Origin of the sequence: Caloramator proteoclasticus DSM 10124, assembly GCF_900129265.1 — a bacterium.
Lineage (GTDB): Bacteria > Bacillota > Clostridia > Clostridiales > Caloramatoraceae > Thermobrachium > Thermobrachium proteoclasticum.
This window is the reverse complement of record NZ_FQVG01000003.1, coordinates 23,862-48,219: the sequence shown is the minus strand read 5'-3', so window position 1 is coordinate 48,219 and position 24,358 is coordinate 23,862. Positions and strand designations below refer to the sequence as shown.

Here is a 24,358-nt window from a genome sequence, read left to right as displayed (position 1 = left end):
GGTGATAGTTTGCATTATATCATAGGTGTAGATGGAGGAGGAACTAAAACTGAAGCAGTAGCCTTTAGTATGAATGGAGATGTTATTTTTAAAAATGTCACAGGTTTTGGAAATGTGTTGGTTGATGAAACAAAGGCATTAGAGAATATAATAGAAGCAATTGGTGGCTGTATAAAGGGTGTATATGAAAAAAATAGAGAGATTAGATGCATATTTATATGTGCAGGTTTAGCAGGAGTTGAAGTGGGAAATTATAGCATTATTATTAAACAAAAAATAGAAGATTATTTTAAAGTAAGGACAAAAGTAGTAAATGATGCAGTTATAGCACACGCGTCTTTATTAAAAGGGGAAGATGGAATAATTACTATTTCAGGTACAGGTTCTATAAGTATAGGCAAAAGAGAAAATGAAATTGTAAGGGCCGGAGGATGGGGACATATTTTAGGTGATGAAGGAAGTGGATATCACATAGCACTAAAGGCTTTAAAAAAAGCAGTCAACGAATATGATATGGGATGTAAAGAGAGCCCTTTAACATTAAATATAATGAAAAAATTAAACATTAAAAGGGTAGAAGAGATCAAAGACTTTGTTTATCAGTCTGATAAGGCAAGTATTGCTGCATTAGTTCCAGTTATAGTAGAAAGCAGTTGTTATGACCTATACGCTAAACAGATATTAATTGATGCTGCTAATGATTTATCAGAAATAACATATATGGTTGCAAATAAACTAAATATGTTTAATAACGTAAAGATTGGAATTAAAGGTAGTGTCTTAACAAAAGTTGATATAGTTAGAGAAAATTTTGAAAAGATTTTAAGTAGAAAATTAAAGAAAGTAGATTTAATAGATGAAGATGTTCCATCATCAAAGGGTGCATTTTATTTAGCTCTTTTGGAATATAGTAAATTGGCTGGTGATAGTAATGTTTAAATATGCTGTAGGACTTATGTCAGGGACATCATTAGATGGAATTGATGCAGCACTTGTTAAAATAAAGGGAAGTGGTGAGAATACAGAAGTTGAACTAATAGAGTTTGTTAATTTAGATATGCCAGATTCTATAAAAAAAGAGATAAAAAGTTGCTGTAGAATAGAGGAGTCTAATGTTGAATTAATATGCAGTTTAAATTTTAAATTAGGATATATATTTGCAGATGCAGTAAAAGAGGTATGCAAAAGAGCAAATTTCCCTATTCATAAATTAGATTTTATAGGTTCACACGGGCAAACTGTATATCATATACCAACAGACAAAGCAGAAAGTATAAAATCAACACTTCAGATTGGAGAACCAGCAGTTATATCCTATGAGACAGGAACAACAGTTGTTTCTAATTTTAGAGTTATGGATATGGCAGCAGGAGGACAAGGTGCACCACTTGTACCTTATGTAGACTACATATTATTTAAAGGGGATAGAAATAGAGCACTACAGAATATAGGTGGAATAGGCAATGTTACTGTAATACCTAAAAATTGTACAGTTGATGATATTCTTGCCTTTGATACTGGGCCAGGTAATATGATTATTGATGAAGTTGTACAGAGACTCAAGGGAGTAAAATATGATAAAGATGGATATTTAGCTTCACAGGGAAGAATAATTGAAAATATGTTAAGAGAACTTTTAGATATACCATATATACAAAAAAAACCTCCTAAAACTACAGGGAGAGAATTGTTTGGTAGCCAATTTGTTGATGAACTTTTAACTAAATGGAAAAATAAAAGAGATGTTGATATTATAGCTACGGTAACTGCCTTTACAGCGTATTCAATATATGAAAACTATAAAAGGTTTATTTTTGATAAATACGATATTGACGAAGTAATCATAAGTGGTGGTGGAAGTTATAATAAAACTTTAATTAGTATGATAAAAAATTTATTGCCAAACTGCAAGGTTTTTATATTAGAGGATTTAGGATTTTCTTCAGATGCAAAAGAAGCAATTGCGTTTGCTATACTTGCAAATGAAACATTAAATGGAATATGTTCGAATGTAAGAGGGGCAACAGGAGCAAAACAAAGAGTTGTTTTAGGGAACATTACACCAAGTAAAAAATTTTTTAGGGGGAATAATATATGAAACAATTAGGAATTTCAATATATCCTGAAAAGGCCAGTTTACAGGAAAATATAGAGTATTTAAACTTAGCAGCAAAGTACGGTTTTAATAGGGTTTTTACTTGTCTTTTATCTGTTAATGGTGATAAAGAAAAAATAGTAAAGGATTTTAAGGAAATCATAAATGAAGCCAATAGATTAGGAATGAATGTAATAGCAGATGTAAGTCCAAGAGTTTTCGGAGAGCTGGGAATCAGCTATAAGGATTTAAGTTTTTTTAAAGAACTCAATGTATATGGTATAAGACTTGATATGGGATTTAGTGGATTAGAAGAATCGCTTATGACATTTAATCCTTATGGATTGAAAATTGAAATCAATATGAGTAATGGCACTAAGTACATTGAAAATATCTTAAGCTACAAGCCAAATTTAGAAAATCTAATTGCATGTCATAACTTTTATCCCCATAGATATACAGGTTTAAGCTATAGTCACTTTGTAAAGTGTAGTAAACAATTTAAAGAATTAGGTATAAGGACAGCCGCTTTTGTATCTTCAAACAACAGTACTTTTGGGCCTTGGCCTGTTAATGAAGGACTATGTACATTAGAAATGCATAGAAATTTACCAATAAAGATTCAAGCAAAGCATCTATTTGCAACAGGATTAATTGATGATGTCATAATTGCAAACTGCTTTGCTTCTGAAGATGAGATGAGGCAACTAAGTAAAGTTGATAGGGATATTCTTAAATTTGAGGTAGAGCTTGTTAAGGATATACCTGAGGTAGAAAGAAAAATAGTTTTAGAAGAATTACACTTTAACCGTGGAGATGTGTCAGAATATATGATTAGATCTACACAGAGCAGAGTTAAATATAAGGGACACGAGTTTGTACCATTTAATACACCAGATATTAAGAGAGGAGATATATTGATTGATACGTCACTATATGGACATTATGCTGGTGAGTTACAAATAGCATTAAAGGATATGAAAAATTCAGGTAAGACAAATGTTGTAGGAAGAATTAAGGAAGAAGAGTTATTCTTATTAGACTATATAGAACCCTGGCAGAAATTTGGTTTTGAACTTTAATGTTAGGAGTGAATTCAATGGACAAAATAAACTTAGCACATCTTACAACTGAATCAATAAATCCAAATACAAAGTATATAGATAGAGTAAGTACACTTGATATGGTTACTATGATTAATGAAGAGGATAAAAAGGTGGCATTTGCAATTGAAAAGGAGAAGGAAAGTATTGCAAAGGCAATTGATTTAATAGCAGAGAGGCTATTAGAGGGTGGAAGATTAATATATGTTGGTGCTGGTACAAGTGGAAGGCTTGGTATATTAGATGCTTCAGAGTGTCCCCCAACATTTGGTGTTGATTATGACTTGGTTCAGGGGGTTATAGCTGGAGGAAATACAGCAATGTTTAAAGCTGTTGAGGGTGCGGAAGATGATGAGGAACTTGGCAGAAAAGATATGATTGAAAAAAATTTAAATGGAAAGGATGTTGTTTGTGGAATTGCAGCATCGGGAAGAACTCCCTATGTTATTGGTGCAATGAAATATGCAAAGGAAATAGGTGCACTAACAATTGCAGTAAATATGAATAAAAAGAGTATTATGAATGACTATGCGGATGTTGCAATATCGGTTGAGGTTGGACCTGAAGTTATAATGGGATCAACAAGGATGAAGGCAGGAACAGCTCAAAAAATGATTTTAAATATGCTTTCAACCGGAACAATGATAAAACTTGGTAAAGTTTATCAAAATTTAATGGTGGATGTTCAGGCATCAAATAAAAAACTATATGAGAGGGCAAAAAGAATAGTTAAAATTGCAACAGGTGAAGATGATTTGGTGATAGAAACTATTTTAGATAAAACAGATTATAATGTAAAACTTAGCATACTTATGATAAAAACCGGGCTTACAAAGGAAGAAGCCAAGAGGCTTTTAGAAAAAAACAGAGGATATATTGTAAAGGCATTAAAAGAATATGAAGAAGGGCTGATAAAATGAAGGCAATAATCAATGGGAAAATAATAACTGAAGGTGAAATACTTAAGGGTAAAGCTTTGATTTTTGATGAAAAGATTGTTGATATTGTGGATGAAGAAAAAATAAATAAAAATGATTGTGAAATAATAGATGCTAAAGGTAACTATGTATCACCAGGTTTTATTGACATACACATACACGGCTTAGGCGGAAGTGATACAATGGATGCAAACTTTGAGGCACTTCAAAATATAAGTAAAACACTTGCACAATGTGGAACTACAGCCTTTTTACCGACGACTATGACTATGTCAAGGGATAGAATATATATGGCACTTGAAAATATAAAGAGTAATAAAGATAAAGTAAAGGGAGCGAAGGTATTAGGAGTGCATTTAGAAGGCCCCTTTATAAGCAAAAAATATAAAGGGGCACAGGATGATAAGTATATAATTCCTCCAAGCTATGATTTTATTATGGATTATATAGATGTAATAAAGATAATAACAGTTGCACCAGAAGTAGATGAGGAATTTAAATTTATAGATAGTATATCAAAAATTAAAGACATAGTTATTTCTATGGGACATACAAGTGCCAACTATGAAGTTGCAGTTAATGCAATAAAAAAGGGAATAAGCCACGCAACGCATACCTTTAATGCAATGAGTCCCTTTAATCATAGAGAACCGGGTGCTGTTGGAGCTGTATTTAATACAGATATAACCTGTGAAGTTATTGCGGACCTTATCCACGTTCATCCTGAAGCTTTAAGGTTATTAATTAAAATAAAAGGAATTGACAAAGTGGTTTTAATAACAGATTCAATGAGGGCAGGATGTATGGAAGAAGGCATATATGATTTAGGAGGTCAGAAGGTTTTTGTAGATAAAACTTCTGCAAGGCTTGAGGATGGTACACTGGCAGGAAGTATTCTAACTTTAAACAGGGCTGTGTATAATGTTGTAAATAAATTGGGAATAAATATAGTTGATGCTGTTAGGATGGCATCTTTAAATCCAGCAAAGGTAATTAAAGAAGATTGTAGGATTGGTAGTATACAAAAAGGAAAAGATGCAGATATTATAATTTTTAATGAAGATATAGATGTTATGCTGACAATAGAAGAGGGGAAAATTGTATTTACAGCATAGCATAGGAGGGGTTTTTATGAGAATAATTGTTACAGAAAACTATGATGAATTAAGTAAAAAGGCAGCAGACATTGTTGCAAGCCAACTAATATTAAAGCCAAGAAGTGTAATAGGGTTTGCAACAGGAGGAACTCCTATTGGTATGTATAAGGAAATTGTAAAAATGTATCGTGAAGGAAAGTTTAGCTTTAAAGATGTAGTTACATTTAATTTAGATGAGTATTATGGACTTGATAGAGAAAATCCACAGAGCTACTATTTTTATATGATGGAACACTTGTTTAAGTATGTAGATATAGATAAAAATAACATAAACATTCCAGATGGAAGGGCAGAGGATATAGAAAAAGAATGTATAGAATATGAAGAAAAAATAGAAAAGGCTGGAGGAATCGACCTTCAGATTTTAGGAATAGGGAAAAATGGTCATATTGGGTTTAATGAACCAGATGTTAAATTTGAAGCAAAGACACATCTTGTAAGGCTTGATGAGGATACAATAAAGGCAAATTCAAGATTTTTTAATTCAATAGAAGAGGTACCAACAAAGGCAATAAGTATGGGAATAAAGACAATAATGCATACAAGAAAGATAGTTCTTTTAGCATCAGGTAAAGAGAAGGCAGAGATAATTGAAAAGATGGTAAATGGTCCTATAACACCAGATGTACCTGCATCAATACTGCAGCTTCATCCTGATGTAACTTTAATTTTAGATAGAGAGGCAGCAAGCCAACTTAATATTAAATAAATGGAGGGTTCAAAATGGTTGAGGCAAAGGCAATAGTACAAAACAAAACAGGTCTTCACGCAAGACCAGCAACAATAGTTGTAACAGAATCTAAAAAGTTTAAGAGCAATATATTCTTCAAAAAAGGAGATAAGGAAGTTAATATAAAGAGTCTTTTAGGGCTTCTTAGCCTCGCGGTAAAGCAGGGAGATGAAATAGTAATTAAGGCAGATGGCGAGGATGAAAGGGAAGCAGTTGAGACAATGAAAAATTTAGTTGAGAATATGAATGAGTAAAAGGTCAGGCTGTTGAAAAAGTTATATATTGATTAGCCCCATGAAGGATTTCTTGGGCATCGATTCATTTCGCTAAGCAATTCTAAGCTTTTCTTTGTTTGAAAAAGTCCTACCCTCGCGATGCCATCGTCCTGATGGCCGCTCGGCTCGGCACGTCCTGTGCCGAATTACGGACTTTTTCAAAGTCGAAAAGCAATAATTGCTAAAGCTCATGAAATATGCCATTTTGAAATCCTTTCATGGGGCTTTTTCATATTTTAGCTAACAAACATGTTTGTCAACAATCTGAAGGTCGGGTATTAGCCCGACCTTTATTAATTAAATAATTTTCTATAATAATCAAGTTCGAGTATTTTTTCTGATAAGAAAAATTTAATATCAACCATATTTTTAATTCTTTTTATATAATTATCATCTACATTTACACCCTCATTAGGTATAAATTTATTTTGTATTGAATCATACCTACCTTTATCAGTTATAAAACTTTTATTTTGGAATATAACAAGAGGTTCAGAGTTTGAAAATATATCAGTTCCCATTAAAAGCCTTGAATCATACTCTAAACCTAAAAGGTTAGATATGGTTGGTATAATATCAAGACTTGAGCAGGGCTTGTCTATAACTTTAGGCTCAATATTTTTGGTATATATTATAAGGGTACTTTTATAAAGTTCAAAATTTTTCTCAACCTTATGACCAGCAAGTTCGTCTATTGTTACTTCACTTAAACCATATGGATAGTGGTCTGGGCTTATTACAATTAAAGTTCTTTTTAATAAATCTTTTTCTTCAAGTTTGTTTAAAAGATATTCTAAGGCTCTATCTAATTCTATTTGAGCGGCTATATATGCCTTTGCTTCATCAGAGAGATTTAAATTTTCTACAAACTTTTTGTTTTTTATAGACATTGCATTTCCAGAAAAGGAATAGCGTAAATGCCCACTAACGGTCATATAGTATACGTGAAATGGCTCACTATTTATATATTCTGGAATAGTTTTTTCCATCATTTCGAGGTCGGACTCAGGCCAAGATTTTTTAACATCAAGCCCATTGCCAACTCCTTTATATATGTATCCCATATTAGGATGGGATAGATTTCTTTTATAGTATGTATATGTATGGTTGTGGTATGCTAATGTTTTAAAACCAAGTTTTTTAAATTGATTTCCCATTACAAATGGTAAATAGTTTTTAGAGGATTCTTTAAAACTCCAAATGCCAGCTTTAGGAATAAGTCCTGTACAGGCAACGTATTCACCATCAGTTGTACTGACACCCCAAATAGGATTGTAGAAGTTAGTGAACCTATATCCTTCATTTACGAGTTTATATAAAGTTGGAGTTAAATCTTTATTTAAAGCATAAGGAGAGAGACTTTCAGCAGTAATAAATATGAGATTATACCCCTTATATTTACCTGTATAATCGTTTTTTTCTGTTGGAGATAAATTCTTAAAGTATGAATGCATTTGCTTTAATGTTGCATTTTTTTCTTTTGAAATTAACTCATCAAAATTAATATTCATCATATTATATTCAACTTTTTTCTCTTCTTTCTTTTCGTTTTTTGTTTTTTGTATGTTCTCTTCCTCTTCTATTTTTTGACTCAGCGTTTCTATTGATTTAGATTTTGCTTTATTATTAAAAATAAATTTTTTTATATCCATATTAACTGAAGCAAGTAATCCTAATTTGTGAGCTGTGACTGTTGATGAATTAGTATTGTTTTTAAGTTCAAGCAATAATTCTCTTCTTTCTTTTGAGGTATATATATATAAAGAGTTTATTATTTGTGATAAAAAGAATAACAATACTAAGAATATTACCTCTAATTTTGATAGTTTATTAGATGAAATAATATACTTTTTAAAGAAAATCAAAACAAAAAAAGGAATAAAGAATAAAAAGACAAAATGTAGATTTTTACCTAATATAAAGAATATATCTTTCCAAAATTCAATTACTTGGGATGCGTTTGCAGCAGAATATAATGTATAAAATGTTTTAAATATCTTAAAATATATAAATTGGCTTGCAAATATTAGGCAAAATATAAAAACTATTATCTTAGAAATAATATAACTTGTTTTTTCATTAAATATATTAGATATAATACAAAAAAATACCGAGATAGTAATGCAAAAGATTATTGTATAGATAAAAAGAGAATTGAAGGAATGAATATTTGTAAGTATTTTAAACAAAATTTCAAGAAATAAAAATGAAGATATATAATACGATAGATTTTTTACAAAATTTATACCACTCATTATAATCCCCCCTAAAATGATTATAAATTAAAATTACAAAAAAATATATATATTATAAAAATTTATGTTATAATTATCTTACATATATTTTCAATTTAAAGGGGTTTGGTATCTTGAAAAAAAGATTTGTAAAGATTAATGACTGCTGCATTGGTGATAAAGTTGCATTAGATGTAATTACTGAAACAGGAGCAGTAATTGTTACAGAGGGAACAGTTTTAAATGAGTTTATAATAAACAAACTAAGAAATTTAGGGATAAATAATATACATATTTATTCTGAAAGTGAAAATTTAGATAGATCAAATATTGCCTTTGAAAATTTAAGCAAGGAATATTCAAAAAATGTTGATACAGTTAAAAATATAATAGGTGACTTAGCTTTAGGTAAAAAGCTTGACTATGGAGTTATATCAAATATAGCAGATGATATAAAATTAGAAATGGAAAATAAGGATAATGTGATTAAGTTTTTATCAACATTTAAAGCCTATGATGAATACACATATAATCATAGTCTAAATGTGGCCTTTTACAGTATGCTTCTTGGAAAATGGCTTGGACTTAGAGAAGATGTAATAACAGAATTGACAAAGGCGGCAGTTATGCACGATTTAGGAAAGGCTAAAATACCAGAAGAAATATTAAATAAAAAGGGTCCACTTACTCAAAAAGAATTTGAAATAATGAAAAAGCACGCACAGTATGGTTATGAAATAGCAAAGCAGGATACTCGCATTAGCCTTGAAGTATTAAAGGGAATACTAATGCATCACGAAAATGAAGATGGTTCAGGATATCCTCTAAAAATAAAGGGTGATAAGATAAATTTATTTGCAAAGATTATTTCCATATGTGATGTATATGATGCATTAACGCAGGAGAGGGTTTATAAGGGCAGGATGACTCCCTTTGATGCCTTTAAGATAATTGAATTAGATGGATATACTAAGTTTGATACAAAAATTTTATTGACCTTTTTACATAACATTGCAAGCTATTACATAGGAATGCAGGTGATTTTAAGTGATGGACGAGCAGGCGAAATTGTTTACGTTACACCACAAAATGTTTCATATCCAATTGTAAAGGTTGGAGATGAGTTAATAGATTTAATGAATAGAAAGGACTTAAGAATAGTGTCTTTACTCAACTAAAGTGCCACCCAGGTGAAATGTGAAATTATCCAAATTTTTTATGGGGTGTTTCTATGAAGAGGTATAGATTTAAATTTTATGGTAGAGTTCAGGGAGTTGGATTTAGGTATTTTGTTTATACAAAAGCATATACTTTAGGATTAAGTGGTTATGTGAAAAATTTAGATGATGGATCAGTTGAGGCAGAAGTTGAGGGAGAAGAGGAAAAAATATATAAATTTTTAGAATTAATCTTAAAGGGAAATGGATTTTCAAGGATTGATGATATAGATAAAGAACAAGTAGATGTAAAAGGAGATAAAAAATTTAAGATACTTTACTAATAGTATTTTTGTTTATTAGCACCGTAATTTACGGTCAGATTGTTGATAAACATGTTTGTTAGCTAAAATATGAAAAAGCCCCATGAAAGGATTTCAAAATGGCATATTTCATGAGCTTTAGCAATTATTGCTTTTCGACTTTGAAAAAGTCCGTAATTCGGCACAGGACGTGCCGAGCCGAGCGGCCATCAGGACGATGGCATCGCGAGGGCAGGACTTTTTCAAACAAAGAAAAGCTTAGAATTGCTTAAGCCGTAGAATCGATGCCCAAGAAATCCTTCATGGGGCTACTCAATATATAACTTTTTCAACAGCCTGACCGTAATTTACGGTGCTTTTTTATAATAAACATATAAAAATTTATTTATGTGATATAAATCACTGAATCCCCAAAATATAGCAAGTATAATTAAGACATAAATAAATTTTAGGAGGGATTCGGATGAGTATGTTCTGTTATCAATGTCAGGAGGCTGCAGGTGGAAAGGGATGTAGCTTAAGAGGTGTATGTGGTAAGAACGATGTGGTTGCAAAGAGCCAAGACCTACTTATGTATACACTAAAGGGCTTATCAATGGTAAACCTTTCAGCAAAGGAAAATGGAATCCAAAGAGATGATGTAGATAAGTTTATAATGGAGAGTTTATTTGTAACTATTACCAATGTAAATTTTGACGACAAAGTTATATATGAAAGAGTATTAGAAGGTATAAAAATTAGAGAAGATATAAAGAATGAACTTAAGGAAAAAGGAATAGATATAACAAGTTTAACTCACGATGCAGCAAATTTTATAGTTTCTATTGAAGACGTACAAAAGAAGGCAGAGGAAGTTTCAATATTAAAAACAGAAAATGAAGATATAAGATCCCTAAGAGAGCTTATAACTTATGGTGTTAAGGGAATGGCAGCATATGCAAATCACGCCTATGTTTTAAAACACGTTGATAAGGAAATATTTAAGTTTATGCAAAGGGCACTTGCTTCAACTTTAGATGATACACTTGGTGCAGATGAACTTGTTTCACTTGCACTTGAAACAGGAAAGTATGCTGTTGATGTTATGGCACTGCTTGATAAGGCTAATACATCAACCTATGGTAATCCAGAGATTACAAAGGTAAATATAGGTGTTAGAAACAATCCAGCAATACTAATAAGTGGACACGATTTAAAGGATTTAGAACAATTACTTGAACAAACAAAGGGAACAGGTGTAGATGTTTATACGCACGGAGAGATGCTTCCAGCCCATTACTATCCAGCATTTAAGAAGTATGAACACTTTGTAGGAAACTACGGAAATGCTTGGTGGTTACAAGATAAGGAGTTTGAATTATTCAATGGACCAATTCTAATGACAACAAACTGCTTAGTACCACCAAAGGATTCATATAAGGATAGATTATATACAACAGGTGTTGTAGGATTCCCAGGTGTAAGGCACATTAAGGAAGATGAAAATGGTAATAAAGACTTTAGTGAAATTATAGAACACGCAAAGAAGTGTAAGCCACCTGTACAAATAGAGCAAGGTGAAATAATCGGAGGATTTGCCCACAATCAAGTACTACAGCTTGCTGATAAGGTTGTTGAAGCAGTAAAGAGTGGTGCAATCAGAAAATTTGTGGTTATGGCTGGCTGCGATGGAAGAATGAAGTCAAGAGATTATTACACAGAATTTGCAAAGAAGCTTCCAAAGGACACTGTAATTTTAACAGCAGGATGTGCAAAATATAGATATAACAAGCTTGAACTTGGGGATATAGCAGGAATTCCAAGAGTTTTAGATGCCGGACAATGTAATGATTCATATTCACTTGCAGTAATTGCACTAAAGCTTAAGGAAGTATTTGAATTAAATGATATAAATGAATTACCAATTGCATACAATATTGCTTGGTATGAACAAAAGGCAGTAACTGTACTTTTAGCTCTATTATACCTTGGAGTTAAGAATATTCACCTTGGACCAACACTACCAGCCTTCCTATCACCAAATGTTGCAAAGGTTCTTGTTGAAAACTTTGGGATAGGTGGAATAACAAACGTGGATGATGATATTAAGATTATGATTGGATAATAAATGTAAAAGGACAGTAGGAAAACCTACTGTCCTTTTTAAGTTAAAGATTCATTCTTTATTTTATCTATTAAATTTTCAATAAAATTATTTATATCGTTCATATTTTCAAAACTTCCTTGGGCAAATTTTGGCCCTCCTCCACCTCTGCCATTAAAATTTGGTAAGATCTCCTTAAAAATTTGTCCACAGTTTATTTTAATATTGCCATTGTGGGTGAGTATAACTTTTTTATCAGGTATAGATGATAGAATAACAACTTTGCTACATAAAGAAGATATTTTATTTGCTATCATTTGTATTTCATCAAACAATTTATCTTCATATACTTTTGAAATTATATCCCCTTCACATTTATTTATTAAGTCCTTTGCAATATATTCTGAGTTTATTTCCCTTTGTAGATTAAATTCCTTTGATAGATTTTTTATTTCATTTTGCATTAAATCAATTTTAACTAATATTTCATTTTGTGGAACAGATAATTTTTTGTTTAGGTTATTTATTATTGAATTCTTTTCTTGAAAATCCTTAAGTAGCCTTCTGCCACATTTAAAATATACTCTTGTCATATTTTTATATTTTTCAGTCTTTAATATTTTAACCATTCCAATTTCCCCAAGGTTTCTAACGTGGGTACCACAACAGGGAGAGTAGTCTATTCCATCTATTTCAACAATTCTTATATCAACATCTGTAGGAGGAAGCTTTCTTAAAGGTAATTTTTTAGCTTCATCATAATCTAATATATAGGATTTTACTTGTATATCTTTAAAAATCAGCTCATTTACTCTATCTTCAACCCTTTTAACCATTTCATCTGTTATATTTTCTAAACCTACATCAATGCTTACATAATCATCTCCTAAATGAAAACTATTAGTTGGAGCATTATAAAGTTCTATAAAAATAGAGGATAGAAGATGCTGACCAGTATGGTTTTGCATATGGTCAAATCTTCTTTCAAAATCAATTTTGCACTTCACAGTATTCTTTTCAATTTTTTTGTTAACAACGTGGTAGATTGTATCGTTTTCTTCAAATAAATCAACAACCTCAATCCCATCGATTGTTCCATAGTCCCTTGGCTGTCCACCACCTTCTGGATAAAAGGATGTGGTAGAGAGTTCAACAATATAAAAATTATCCTTTTCCCTTTGGTTTACTACTTTGGCCTCCCATTCAAAAATATATGGATTTTCATAATATAGTTTTTGCATTATATCCTCCCCTTTTCTCAAAAGTGCCACCCAGGTGAATTGTGACATTTCCAATAATATACAAAACAATATATGAAATATTAAGTATATTATAACTTTTTTAATGGTATTGTTAAATGGTATCTTGAATAAATAAGTTAATTTTGTTTATTAACATAACACAATATAAGCTTTATATGATTGATTTTTATTTTATTGTTTATAAACATAAAATTATATGTATAAGAAAATAATGTTAATGCTTTACTTTTTTTAAAAGTTTTCGATAACAAAAATAAATTGCAAATGAAAAATTAATTCCAATAAGGCTTTGTTATATTTTACCCGTACTTAAGGAGGGATAGGTTTGAAGAGTATTGCACTTGTTACAAATAGAAAAGGCCCGCTATCTGAGTTTTTACGTGAAAACTTAAATGAAGTTTTTGCTAATAAGATTGATATAAATAACTATTATTTATATGAAATGAAGGAAGGAGAAAAGATAAAAGATAATGTAATTTTAGTTATGATAGATGAAAAGGCGTACGAAATTCAAAAATTTGCTTCAATAGAGAGTTGTATTATTGTTATAGAAAGAACACTAAGAGAAAAAGAAATCTATAAAATTGCTGCAATCCCAAATGATACAAAGGTTTTAGTAGTTAATGATACTAAAGAGACTACTATTGAAACAGTTAACTTACTTCATAGAATAGGTATAAGTCATTTAAAACTAATACCTTATTTGGATAATAAAGTATATGAAGATGTAAAGGTGGCAATAACGCCAGGAGAGAGTGACAAGGTGCCAGATTTTATTGAAACAACAATAGATGTAGGTCATAGGTGTATTGATATAGCAACATTTTTAAAAATATTTAATTGTTTAGAAATAAAGGATAAAGAGATAGAAGAAAATTTAATAAAGTATTCTGAAGGTATTGTAAGCAAGGATATGGGTATAAAAAGACAATATATGGACTTATTTATAAAGGGGCAGCAATTGGAGGTTCTAATTGAACATATACAGGATGCTATTGCTATTGTTGATAATGAGGAAAAGGTTGTTTTAACTAACAGTTCTTTTAATAATTTATTTAACTTTAAAATAGGTAGCAGTTTAATTTTTAATAATGAAGAAATAGATAATTTAATTAAAAAGGATGAGATAAAGGGTGAAATAATAAGGTACAGAAACCAAATTTTTAGTGTCAATAAGGAACCTATTAAATATTTAAATTACAAATCGGGATATATAATAAGCTTTGCAGATATTACAAATATAAAAAGGATAGAACAGAATATATCAAAAAAGATACGAGAAAAGGGTTTTTATGCAAAATACAATTTTGATATGATTATAACATATTCTAATAGGATGAAGGAATGTATAGATATAGCTAAAAAAATTTCAAAATCAGATTATACAGTATTAATTACTGGAGAGAGTGGTACAGGAAAGGAGATGATGGCACAGTCTATTCATAATTATAGTAATCGTTCTAATTATCCCTTTGTTGCAGTAAATTGTGCTGCACTGCCTGAAAATTTATTAGAAAGTGAACTTTTTGGATATGAAAAGGGTGCATTTACAGGGGCATTAAAGGAAGGAAAAACAGGTCTTTTTGAGATAGCCAATAATGGTACTATATTTTTAGATGAAATAGGGGATATGCCTTTAAAGCTTCAGACAAGGCTTTTAAGGGTTCTTCAGGAGAAACAGATAATGAGGGTTGGTTCAGAGAATATTATTAATGTTAATGTTAGGGTTATTGCGGCTACAAATAAAGATTTAAAAAAATTAGTAGATCAGGGTTTGTTTAGAGAGGATTTGTATTTTAGACTAAATGTATTACCCATAAATTTACCTCCACTTAGGGAAAGAAGAGAAGATATAATGCCATTATTAAAATGTTATCTTGAAAGAGATATAAAGTTTGAAAATGAAGTAGAGAAGTTACTTTTAAATTATAGATGGCCAGGCAATATAAGGGAACTTAAAAATATTGCTATCTATTTAAATGCATTGGAATTTGAAAGGGTTGCATTAAATGATTTGCCACAATATATTTTAAACTCAGAACTAAATTTTGATAAGGAATTAGATTTTATAAAAAATAATTATAATTTTGAAAAGGTTTTGGATGTACTTGAATGTATAGAAAAAAGTGAAGGCGTTGGAAGAAGGTGTATAAGTGAAAAATTATCGTATATAGGTGAAGGGGAAGTAAGGGGAATATTAGAATTGCTTAATGATTTAGGAATGATTAATAAAAATATAGGCAGAAGTGGAACGAAAATTAATAATAAGGGTAGAATGTTTTTAAATTGGACAAGAAACGGGATAAAATAGGTCTATTTTTTCCCGTTTCTTTTTGATTGTAATGAGGCTAAAATATATAAATGAATTTTATATAATGAATAACAAGACTAATATATTATTCAAATTACAAAAAAGTTAGAAATTTTAAATTTGGCATCAAATTTGCTTATTTTTATATAAAGGAGGCGTTGAAGATGAGACCAGTAATCGGAGTATTAGGAAACATACTAATAATGGAAGGAGGAATATTGCCAGGTATTGAGAGAGCATATGTTAATTACGATTATATTGACGCAATAATTAAGGTGGGTGGAGTACCTTATATTGTTCCTATGAATTTGGAGGAAGAAATTATTGCAAAACAAATAAGTTTATTAGATGGTCTAATATTATCAGGAGGATTTGATGTAAATCCACTACTTTATGGTGAACAACCTTCAAAACATCAGGACTATACGTATCCAGAAATAGATGAATTTTATCTTAAGAGCATAAATTTTGCATTGGACAAAAATATACCAATTTTAGGTATATGTAAGGGTATGCAAATGTTAAATGTAGCACTTGGTGGTAGTTTATATCAGGATATATCGCAGGTTGAAGGTTCATATATTAAGCACGTACAATCAGCAAAAAGAAGTACACCAACCCATAGTGTTAGTTTTAATAAGGGTTCAAAACTATATAAAATATTTGGTGAAAAGACCTTTATAAACTCATATCATCACCAATGTGTTAAAAAGTTAGGACAAGGACTTATGGCGGTTGCCTTCTCAGATGACAATATAGTTGAAGCAATAGAACTTGAAGGTAAAGATTTTGTAGTAGGAGTTCAATGGCATCCAGAAATGATGGTTCAAAATCCAAAATCAAATATGATAAAACTGTTTGAGGAATTCATTAAATTTGCAGGGAGGGAGTAGTTATGGGAGATAGTAAAAAGTTTGGTTTTTGGAGTATAGTTTTATTAGGTATTAATGGTGTTATTGGTTCAGGAATATATCTTTTGCCAGGTAAGGCTATGAAGATAATAGGACCAGGAAGTATATGGATTTATATTTTTGATACTTTGTTGGTTATGTCAATGGCGTTATGTTTTGCTGAAGTTGGTGGTCTTTTTAATAAAAATGGAGGCCCCTATGTATATGCAAGGGAAGCATTTGGAGAATTTGTAGGTTTTGAAGTTGGAATAATGAAATGGGCAATAAGCATCATTGCTTGGGCAACAATGGCAGTAGGATTTGCAACAGCATTATCGAAATTTATACCAGCAGCATCAACGCCCATTGCAAAGAATCTAATTGCAACAACAATTTTGGTGGGACTTGGATTAGTTAATATTTCTGGTGTAAAAGCTACAAAATATTTAAATAATATTGTAACAGTCGCTAAATTATTGCCTCTCATCTTATTTGTAATTATAGGTTTATTCTTTATAAAAGGTGGAAATTTTACTCCTATGTTTCCTAATGGAACAAGCGGTGCAACTATAGGTTCAGCTGCTATTCTAATCTTCTATGCCTTTACAGGTTTTGAATCAATTGCTGTTGCAGCAGAAGATATGGATGAACCACAAAAAAATATACCAAGAGCAATTATAGCAACTATGATTTTAGCATCAATTGTCTATATTCTTGTTCAAATTATTGCTGTTGGTATCTTAGGAGGAGCACTTGCTGAAAGTACAACACCTGTAGCTGATGCAGCAAAGGTATTTATGGGAGGTTTTGGTGAAAAGTTTGTAGCAATTGCAACCCTATTATCAATTGGAGGTATAAACATAGCAGCTTCATTTAATGCCCCAAGATCAGGTGTTGCACTTGCAGAGGATGGAATACTTCCAAATTATATAGCAAAGAAAAATAAGCACGACGTACCTTATATAGCTGTAATTATAACTGTTCTTCTTGCAATACCTGTTGCAGTATCAGGTACATTTACACAACTTGCTATGATATCTGTTATATCAAGATTTGCACAATATATTCCAACTTGTCTTTCTGTAATAGTATTTAGAAAACGTGGTATGAAGAGTACCTATAATATGCCTTTTGGCAGCTTACTACCAATAATTTCGGTTATAGTTAGTATATGGTTACTAACTAAAGCAACAAAGGAACAAATGTTATGGGGCCTTGGTGCACTTATAATAGGAATACCATTATATTTTGTTTTAAAATGGGTACAAAATAGAAATACTGGAGTAGCTAAAGGTATGTAAATAATTTTCACCCCAGACTTTTACATAAAAATCACCATATATAAACATATTATATATGGTGATTTTTTTAGGTATAAAAAGATACAAATATTCTATTGATAATTATTATTAAATAATATAAAATTAAAGTAAGATATTTTTAAGGGGTGAATATTATGAAGGTTATAATAATTGGTTGTACCCACGCGGGTACAGCAGCCGCAATAAACACATCTAAGCTTTATAAGGATGCTAAAATAACCGTCTATGAAAGAAATGATACTATTTCCTTTTTATCCTGTGGAATTGCTCTTTATGTTGGTGGCGTTATAAAGGATGTTAAGGGGCTATTTTATTCATCTCCAGAACATTTAAAGAGTCTTGGTGTAGACACGAAAATGCAGCACGAAGTATTAGATGTTGATTTTGACAAGAAAGAGGTAAGTGTTAAAGATTTAAAAACAGGTAAAGAGTTTACAGATTCATATGATAAGTTAATAATAACTACAGGTTCTTGGCCAATTCTTCCTAAGATTGAGGGCTTTAATTTAAAAAATATACTGCTATCTAAGAATTACTATCACGCCAACGATATAATAGAAAAAGTAAAAGAGGTTCAAAATGTAGTTGTTGTTGGGGCAGGATATATTGGGGTAGAGCTTGTAGAGGCTTTTAGAGAAAAAGGAAAGAATGTAACTTTAATTGATACGCAGGAGAGAATTTTAAGTAAGTATTTAGACAAGGAATTCACAGATATAGCAGAAGAAGAACTTAAAAAACACGATATTAATTTAGCTTTATCCCAAACAGTAGTAAGGTTTGAAGGTGAAGATGGAAAGGTAAAAAGGGTTATAACTGATAAGGGTGAATATGATGCAGATGTTGTTATAGTATGTGTAGGATTTAAACCTTCAACTGAAATGTTTAAAGGTAAACTTAATATGCTTTCAAATGGAGCAATAATTGTAGATGAATATATGAGAACATCAAGGGAAGATGTTTTTGCAGCAGGGGACTGTGCAGCAGTTTGGTATAATCCTACTAAGTCATATGAATATATACCGCTTGCAACAAATGCAGTAAGAATGGGAACATTGGCTGCAAGAAATCTTGTAGACAGAAGTATAAAGTGGAGAGGAACTCAAGGAACATCGGGTATTAAGATATATGATTATAATATTGCATCAACGGGATTAATAGAAGAGGTTGCAAAACAAAAGGGACTAAATATACAATCTGTTACAATAGAAGACAATTATAGACCAGAGTTTATGCCAACATATGAAAAGGCAAAACTTAAAGTAGTTTATGAAAGTGATACAGGAAGAATACTTGGTTCACAGATATTATCAAAACACGATTTGACACCACTTATGAATACAATGTCTGTTTTTATACAAAATGGAATGACAATTGAGGATTTAGCCTTTACCGATTTCTTCTTCCAACCTCATTTCAATAAACCTTGGAATTTGTTAAATATAGCAGGCCTAAATGCGATTTAATTAAGAAATCAATAAATCTAATTTATAAGCTAAACCCCTACCAAAACAATTGTATATTTTGGTAGGGGTTTTTTATATGTAAAGTTTATAATGATATTAATATAAAAAATTATGTTTGTTTTATAACTATTTTATATCTATAATATACATAGATATTTATTATAATGCAATATGAAGGCAGGTAATGAGATATGATTGATTTTGAATTTTTAGAAAATGTTTTTGAAAATTTAGATAGGGAATATTTAAAAAGAGGAAAGGCCTATTATGAACAGGGTAGAGTCCTTGATGTTTGGGTAGAGGAAATAGGAGATAAGATAAGATTTATGGGTGAAATAGAGGGAAATGAAATATATACACCAATTATTAATTTCAAAAGAAAAGGTGAAAATAATGAGGTAGGTGTTAAATGTGATTGCCCTTTTTTTAATAAATATAGATATGTATGCAAACATATTACTGCCCTTTATTATTACATTATAAATAATAAAGATGAGATGCAGCCTTTAGATCAAAATATGATTGAAAATAATTTTAAGGCTACATTATTGCTTGATAAGTTAAAAAAGAATGTAGATAGTGATGAAAAATTAAAAATAAATGTTGAATATGATATTGAATTTATAAAGGCAAGTTACTTAGAATATGATGCAGAATTAACTCTTAGGGTAGGACTTGATAAGTTGTATGTAACAAAAAATATAGCAAGATTCATTGATTCTATTGAGAGCAACGTTGAATATGAATTTGGTAAAAAATTTGTATTCAATCCAATAATACACGATTTTAAGGATGAAGATAAACCAATAATTGATTACTTAAAGCATCTGTATTATGCGGATACGATGAAAAGACAGGTAGGCTATTCGGTTAAGGGCGAAAATGTTATATTTTCAGGTAAAACGGTTTATTTAAAAAATAATATGATTAGATATATTTTAGAAAAATTAAAAGAAAGAAATATTAATATAAAGGTGGGCTATGATGAATTATCAAATGTTAAAATTGAGTTTAAAAAGGCTCCCTTTATGGTTGAGTTAGAGGAAAAGAACGAAAATATTGTTTTAAAGTTAAAGAGAGATAGTGAACCTATGAAGCTTAATAAGAAGGGAGATTTGTTTTTATTAGATAATAAAATATATGTTTTAGACGATAGAGATTTAACTTTTTATGTATCAAATTTGATGGATAGAAATAATATGATTGAGTTTAGTGGTTCTTTAAAAAATGAACTATTGAAACAATTACCTAAAATAATAAAAAGTGATAATGTAATTATAAAAGGGGATTTAAACAAGAAAATTGTTGTAGAAGATTTAAAGACTTTAATTTATATTGATAAATATAAAAAGGGAATAAAATTAGATGTGGTATTTAAATATGGAGAAAAAGAGATTAAGGCATTTACAAGTGACGAAAATACTTCTTTAATAATCAGAAATTTTGAAGCAGAGGGTAAAGTATTAAATTTACTTGAACAATCAGGCTTTAAGCAGGTTAATAATTATTTGGTATTAGAAGATGAAGGTAGATTATATATGTTTTTAAAACATATAATGCCAGCCTTAAAAGATTTAGCAGAAATATTCTATACAGATGCTGTTAAAGGAATTTATAGAGAAAGAAGTATATCAGTTAGTACCAAGATAAAAAATAATGGGAGTAATCTTATTGGATTTGAATTTGAAATAAGTGATATAGATAAAAAAGAAATAGTAAATGTATTAAAGTCAATAAAGGAGAAGAAAAATTATCACAGGTTAAAAAGTGGAGAAATAATTTCTTTAGAAGAAAAGAATATAGAAGAAGTAAAAAAGATACTGAACGAATTTGAAGATAGTGAAATAATTGAAAATGAAATTGATATACCAAAATATAGAGCATTAGCATTTTTAAATAAATTTGGTGATCATTTAAATATAGAGGGCAGAAAGGAAATTGATATTTTTTTAAGCAAAATAAAGAATGCAAAAGAAGAGATGATAGAAATTCCTGCATCATTGAAAAATATATTAAGAGATTATCAAGTAATAGGTTTTAAATGGTTAAAAACTTTATCTAACCTTGATTTAGGGGGAATCCTTGCGGATGATATGGGGCTTGGTAAAACATTACAAACAATTGCATTAATTTTAAGTGAAACCAAAAACAAGAAATTTTTAATTGTTGCACCATCTTCACTGCTATTTAATTGGAAGAGTGAATTTGAAAGGTTTGCTCCTGAAGTAAAGGTTTTGATAGTTGAAGGTGATAGAAAAAAACGGGAAGAACTTATATCAGAAATAGAAAATAATGATGTAATAATAACATCATATCCATTAATAAGAAGAGATATAGAGTTTTATAAAAACTATGAGTTTGATATGTGTATATTAGATGAAGCACAACATATAAAAAATCCTGAATCACTTAATGCCAGAAGTGTAAAAAAGATAAACAGTAGAGTAAGATTTGCGTTAACTGGAACTCCAATGGAAAATAATTTAAGTGAGCTTTGGTCTATATTTGATTTTGTACTACCTGGACTTTTATACTCAAAAAATGAATTTTTAGATAAATATGAAAAACCTATTTTAAAGTATAATGATAAAAATACATTGGAGTATTTAAAAAAGACAATTGCTCCATTTATCTTAAGAAGAAAAAAATCTGATGTGTTAAATGAATTACCTGAAAAGATTGAAACAAAGCTTATATGTGAAATGACAAAAAAACAAAATGAACTTTATAAAGCGTATCTTTTAAAGGCTCGGGAAGATGTAGAAAGGCTCATAAAAAATGGTGAATTTGAATCAAATAAAATACAGGTATTAAAGCTTCTTACAAGGCTTAGACAGATATGTTGTCATCCTTCAATTTTTTTAGAGGATTATAAGGGAGATAGTGGAAAATTTAATCAGCTTGAGGAACTGTTAGAAGAGTTAATCGAAGGAAACCATAAGGTTTTAATATTTTCACAATTCACATCGTTGTTAGATTTAACTAAGAAAATTCTTGAGGAGAAAAAGATAAAATATTCATATTTAGATGGTTCTACTGATGTTTCTAAAAGAAAAGTAATAGTAGATGAGTTTAACAATGGAAAAACAGATATTTTTCTTCTTTCATTAAAGGCAGGAGGGACAGGTTTAAATCTTACAACTGCAGATACTGTAATACATTTAGATCCTTGGTGGAATCCGGCTGTTGAAGAACAAGCATCCGATAGAGCACATAGAATAGGTCAAAAGAAAGTTGTACAAGTATTTAAAATGATAACTAAGGATTCTATTGAAGAAAAAATATATGATTTACAAAATAAGAAAAAAGAATTAATTGATTCTATAATAAAAGAAGGAGAAGTTTTTATAAGTTCATTATCTGAAAAAGAAATATTGGATATATTAAAATAAGAAAAGATAGGGTGCCTATCACCCTATCTTTTCTTATTTAATTTTTCTTAAAATTTTCAAAAAAATATTGTCTAACTTGTACGTACATGATATTATATAAATGTAAATAAAGTTGTACGTACAAGTTAGGATGGAGGGGAACAAAGGTGAGTAAATTTGCAAATGATGTAAAAGAACTTTTAGAGTACGTGGGAGGAAAAGAAAATATAGCAGCAGTATCCCACTGTGCAACAAGAATGAGATTTGTTTTAAATGATCCAAAGAAGGCAGATGTAAAAAAGATTGATGCGATGAAGATTGTTAAGGGAACCTTCACTCAAGCAGGACAGTTCCAGGTAATCATTGGAAATGAAGTTGCTGTTTTCTACAATGAGTTTGTAAGATATGCAGGCATCGAAGGTGTTAGCAAAGAAGAAGCAAAGAAGGCAGCAAGACAAAATATGAGTCTAATTCAAAGACTTATATCACATCTTGGTGAAATATTTGCACCACTTATTCCAGCAATTGTTGTTGGAGGTCTTATACTTGGTTTTAGAAATATAATAGGCGATATTAAGATGTTTGAAAATGGAACAAAGAGTTTAACTGAAATATCTCAATTTTGGGCTGGTGTTCACCACTTCCTATGGCTTATAGGTGAAGCAATATTCTTCTTCTTACCAGTTGGTATAACTTGGTCAATATCAAAGAAGATGGGTACAACACAAATACTTGGTATAGTACTTGGTATAACACTTGTTTCACCACAGCTACTGAATGCCTATGCAGTTGCAACAGCAAAGGAAATACCAGTATGGAACTTTGGTTTTGCACAAGTTAAGATGATTGGTTACCAAGCCCAAGTAATACCAGCAATACTTGCAGGATTTACACTTTCATTCTTTGAATCCAAGCTTAGAGATATAGTTCCTTCATATATATCAATGATAGTAGTTCCATTCTTTGCACTTGTTCCAACAGTGTTAATTGCCCATACAATATTAGGACCTCTTGGATGGGCAATAGGTTCAGCAATATCAAAGGTTGTTTATGCAGGACTTACATCAGCATTTGGATGGCTATTTGCAGCAATATTTGGATTTACTTATGCTCCACTTGTTATAACAGGTCTACATCATATGACAAATGCAATAGACCTACAATTAATGAGCGAACTTGGTGGAACAAACCTATGGCCAATGATTGCACTATCTAATATTGCACAAGGTTCTGCAGTACTTGCAATTATCTATTTAAATAAGCACGATGAAGAAGAAAAGCAAGTTTCAATTCCAGCTTGTATATCCTGCTACCTTGGAGTAACTGAACCAGCAATGTTTGGTATCAACTTAAAATATGTATATCCATTCCTTGCAGCAATGATTGGTTCATCAATTGCAGCAGTATTTTCAGTAGGAACTGGTGTTTTAGCAAACTCAATTGGTGTTGGAGGACTTCCAGGAATCCTTTCAATAAAGCCACAATTTATGTTTAAGTTCTTTATAGCAATGCTAATTGCAATTGTAGTTCCATTTATGCTTACAGTACTGTTTAAGAAGAATAATATTCTTGTTAAGGATAACAAGTAATAATGTTGAATATACTTTCCCCTAATTTAAAACTCACAATTGGGCTGTTTTCAAA

General features: G+C 30.5%; 18 protein-coding genes. 16 read left to right on the top strand and 2 right to left on the bottom strand.

Going from position 1 to position 24,358, the window contains the following annotated elements; translation table 11 throughout:
- Nucleotides 1–9 precede the first annotated feature (9 nt).
- The 7 genes from BUB63_RS01430 to BUB63_RS01400 are packed head-to-tail and all read left to right on the top strand — an operon-like array spanning nucleotide 10 to nucleotide 6,277.
- A complete protein-coding gene (locus BUB63_RS01430) occupies nucleotides 10–939 on the top strand; it encodes a BadF/BadG/BcrA/BcrD ATPase family protein (RefSeq protein WP_073247700.1) in 930 nt (309 codons plus the stop codon).
- On the top strand, nucleotides 932–2,098 hold the full coding sequence (gene anmK / locus BUB63_RS01425; RefSeq protein WP_073247699.1) for an anhydro-N-acetylmuramic acid kinase AnmK: 1,167 nt from the start codon (nucleotides 932–934) through the stop codon (nucleotides 2,096–2,098). Before BUB63_RS01430 ends, anmK begins: the two co-directional genes overlap by 8 nt.
- A complete protein-coding gene (locus BUB63_RS01420) occupies nucleotides 2,095–3,177 on the top strand; it encodes a DUF871 domain-containing protein (RefSeq protein WP_073247698.1) in 1,083 nt (360 codons plus the stop codon). Before anmK ends, BUB63_RS01420 begins: the two co-directional genes overlap by 4 nt.
- Nucleotides 3,178–3,194: 17 nt before the next feature.
- A complete protein-coding gene (gene murQ / locus BUB63_RS01415; protein ID WP_073247697.1) occupies nucleotides 3,195–4,118 on the top strand; it encodes an N-acetylmuramic acid 6-phosphate etherase in 924 nt (307 codons plus the stop codon).
- On the top strand, nucleotides 4,115–5,251 hold the full coding sequence (gene nagA / locus BUB63_RS01410) for an N-acetylglucosamine-6-phosphate deacetylase (RefSeq protein ID WP_073247696.1): 1,137 nt from the start codon (nucleotides 4,115–4,117) through the stop codon (nucleotides 5,249–5,251). Before murQ ends, nagA begins: the two co-directional genes overlap by 4 nt.
- A 16-nt stretch (nucleotides 5,252–5,267) precedes the next feature.
- Entirely contained in the window at nucleotides 5,268–6,002 is a 735-nt protein-coding gene (nagB, locus tag BUB63_RS01405; protein WP_073247695.1) for a glucosamine-6-phosphate deaminase, read from the top strand.
- Nucleotides 6,003–6,016: 14 nt separating this feature from the next.
- The gene (locus tag BUB63_RS01400; RefSeq protein ID WP_073247694.1) at nucleotides 6,017–6,277 is read left to right on the top strand and encodes an HPr family phosphocarrier protein; all 261 of its coding nucleotides are present in this window, start codon (nucleotides 6,017–6,019) and stop codon (nucleotides 6,275–6,277) included.
- Nucleotides 6,278–6,591: 314 nt separating this feature from the next.
- Here BUB63_RS01400 and BUB63_RS01395 read toward each other — a convergent pair whose 3' ends face one another.
- The gene (locus tag BUB63_RS01395; protein ID WP_073247693.1) at nucleotides 6,592–8,553 is read right to left on the bottom strand and encodes an LTA synthase family protein; all 1,962 of its coding nucleotides are present in this window, start codon (nucleotides 8,551–8,553) and stop codon (nucleotides 6,592–6,594) included.
- Between the two features lie 113 nt (nucleotides 8,554–8,666).
- On the opposite strand from BUB63_RS01395, the gene BUB63_RS01390 reads away from it, so the two are divergent.
- From BUB63_RS01390 to hcp, 3 genes are all read left to right on the top strand, one after another.
- Nucleotides 8,667–9,710: an HD-GYP domain-containing protein gene (locus BUB63_RS01390; RefSeq protein WP_073247692.1), complete on the top strand. Its 1,044-nt coding sequence runs from the start codon at nucleotides 8,667–8,669 to the stop codon at nucleotides 9,708–9,710.
- 53 nt (nucleotides 9,711–9,763) lie between these two features.
- Nucleotides 9,764–10,033 (top strand): acylphosphatase, encoded by a 270-nt coding sequence (locus BUB63_RS01385; RefSeq protein WP_027308122.1) that lies wholly within the window; start codon nucleotides 9,764–9,766, stop codon nucleotides 10,031–10,033.
- Nucleotides 10,034–10,475: 442 nt separating this feature from the next.
- Nucleotides 10,476–12,116 carry a hydroxylamine reductase gene (hcp, locus tag BUB63_RS01380; RefSeq protein ID WP_073247691.1) on the top strand — a complete coding sequence of 547 codons (1,641 nt, stop codon included), beginning with the start codon at nucleotides 10,476–10,478 and terminating at the stop codon, nucleotides 12,114–12,116.
- A gap of 38 nt (nucleotides 12,117–12,154) precedes the next feature.
- On the opposite strand, the gene BUB63_RS01375 is transcribed toward hcp, so the two are convergent.
- On the bottom strand, nucleotides 12,155–13,336 hold the full coding sequence (locus BUB63_RS01375; protein WP_159431440.1) for an alanyl-tRNA editing protein: 1,182 nt from the start codon (nucleotides 13,334–13,336) through the stop codon (nucleotides 12,155–12,157).
- A gap of 346 nt (nucleotides 13,337–13,682) precedes the next feature.
- On the opposite strand from BUB63_RS01375, the gene BUB63_RS01370 reads away from it, so the two are divergent.
- From BUB63_RS01370 to treP, 6 genes are all read left to right on the top strand, one after another.
- Nucleotides 13,683–15,668, top strand: coding sequence for a sigma-54 interaction domain-containing protein (locus tag BUB63_RS01370; protein WP_073247690.1), 1,986 nt, complete (start codon nucleotides 13,683–13,685; stop codon nucleotides 15,666–15,668).
- A gap of 164 nt (nucleotides 15,669–15,832) precedes the next feature.
- Nucleotides 15,833–16,561, top strand: a complete 729-nt coding sequence (locus tag BUB63_RS01365; RefSeq protein WP_073247689.1) for a gamma-glutamyl-gamma-aminobutyrate hydrolase family protein — start codon at nucleotides 15,833–15,835, stop codon at nucleotides 16,559–16,561.
- Between the two features lie 2 nt (nucleotides 16,562–16,563).
- Nucleotides 16,564–17,859 (top strand): APC family permease, encoded by a 1,296-nt coding sequence (locus BUB63_RS01360; protein WP_027308127.1) that lies wholly within the window; start codon nucleotides 16,564–16,566, stop codon nucleotides 17,857–17,859.
- 155 nt (nucleotides 17,860–18,014) lie between these two features.
- Nucleotides 18,015–19,343 carry an FAD-dependent oxidoreductase gene (locus tag BUB63_RS01355; RefSeq protein WP_073247688.1) on the top strand — a complete coding sequence of 443 codons (1,329 nt, stop codon included), beginning with the start codon at nucleotides 18,015–18,017 and terminating at the stop codon, nucleotides 19,341–19,343.
- A 191-nt stretch (nucleotides 19,344–19,534) separates the two neighbouring features.
- Complete coding sequence (locus tag BUB63_RS01350) at nucleotides 19,535–22,735, top strand: DEAD/DEAH box helicase (RefSeq protein ID WP_073247687.1); 3,201 nt, start codon at nucleotides 19,535–19,537, stop codon at nucleotides 22,733–22,735.
- 146 nt (nucleotides 22,736–22,881) lie between these two features.
- Nucleotides 22,882–24,303, top strand: coding sequence for a PTS system trehalose-specific EIIBC component (gene treP, locus BUB63_RS01345; RefSeq protein ID WP_073247686.1), 1,422 nt, complete (start codon nucleotides 22,882–22,884; stop codon nucleotides 24,301–24,303).
- Nucleotides 24,304–24,358: the final 55 nt, after the last annotated feature.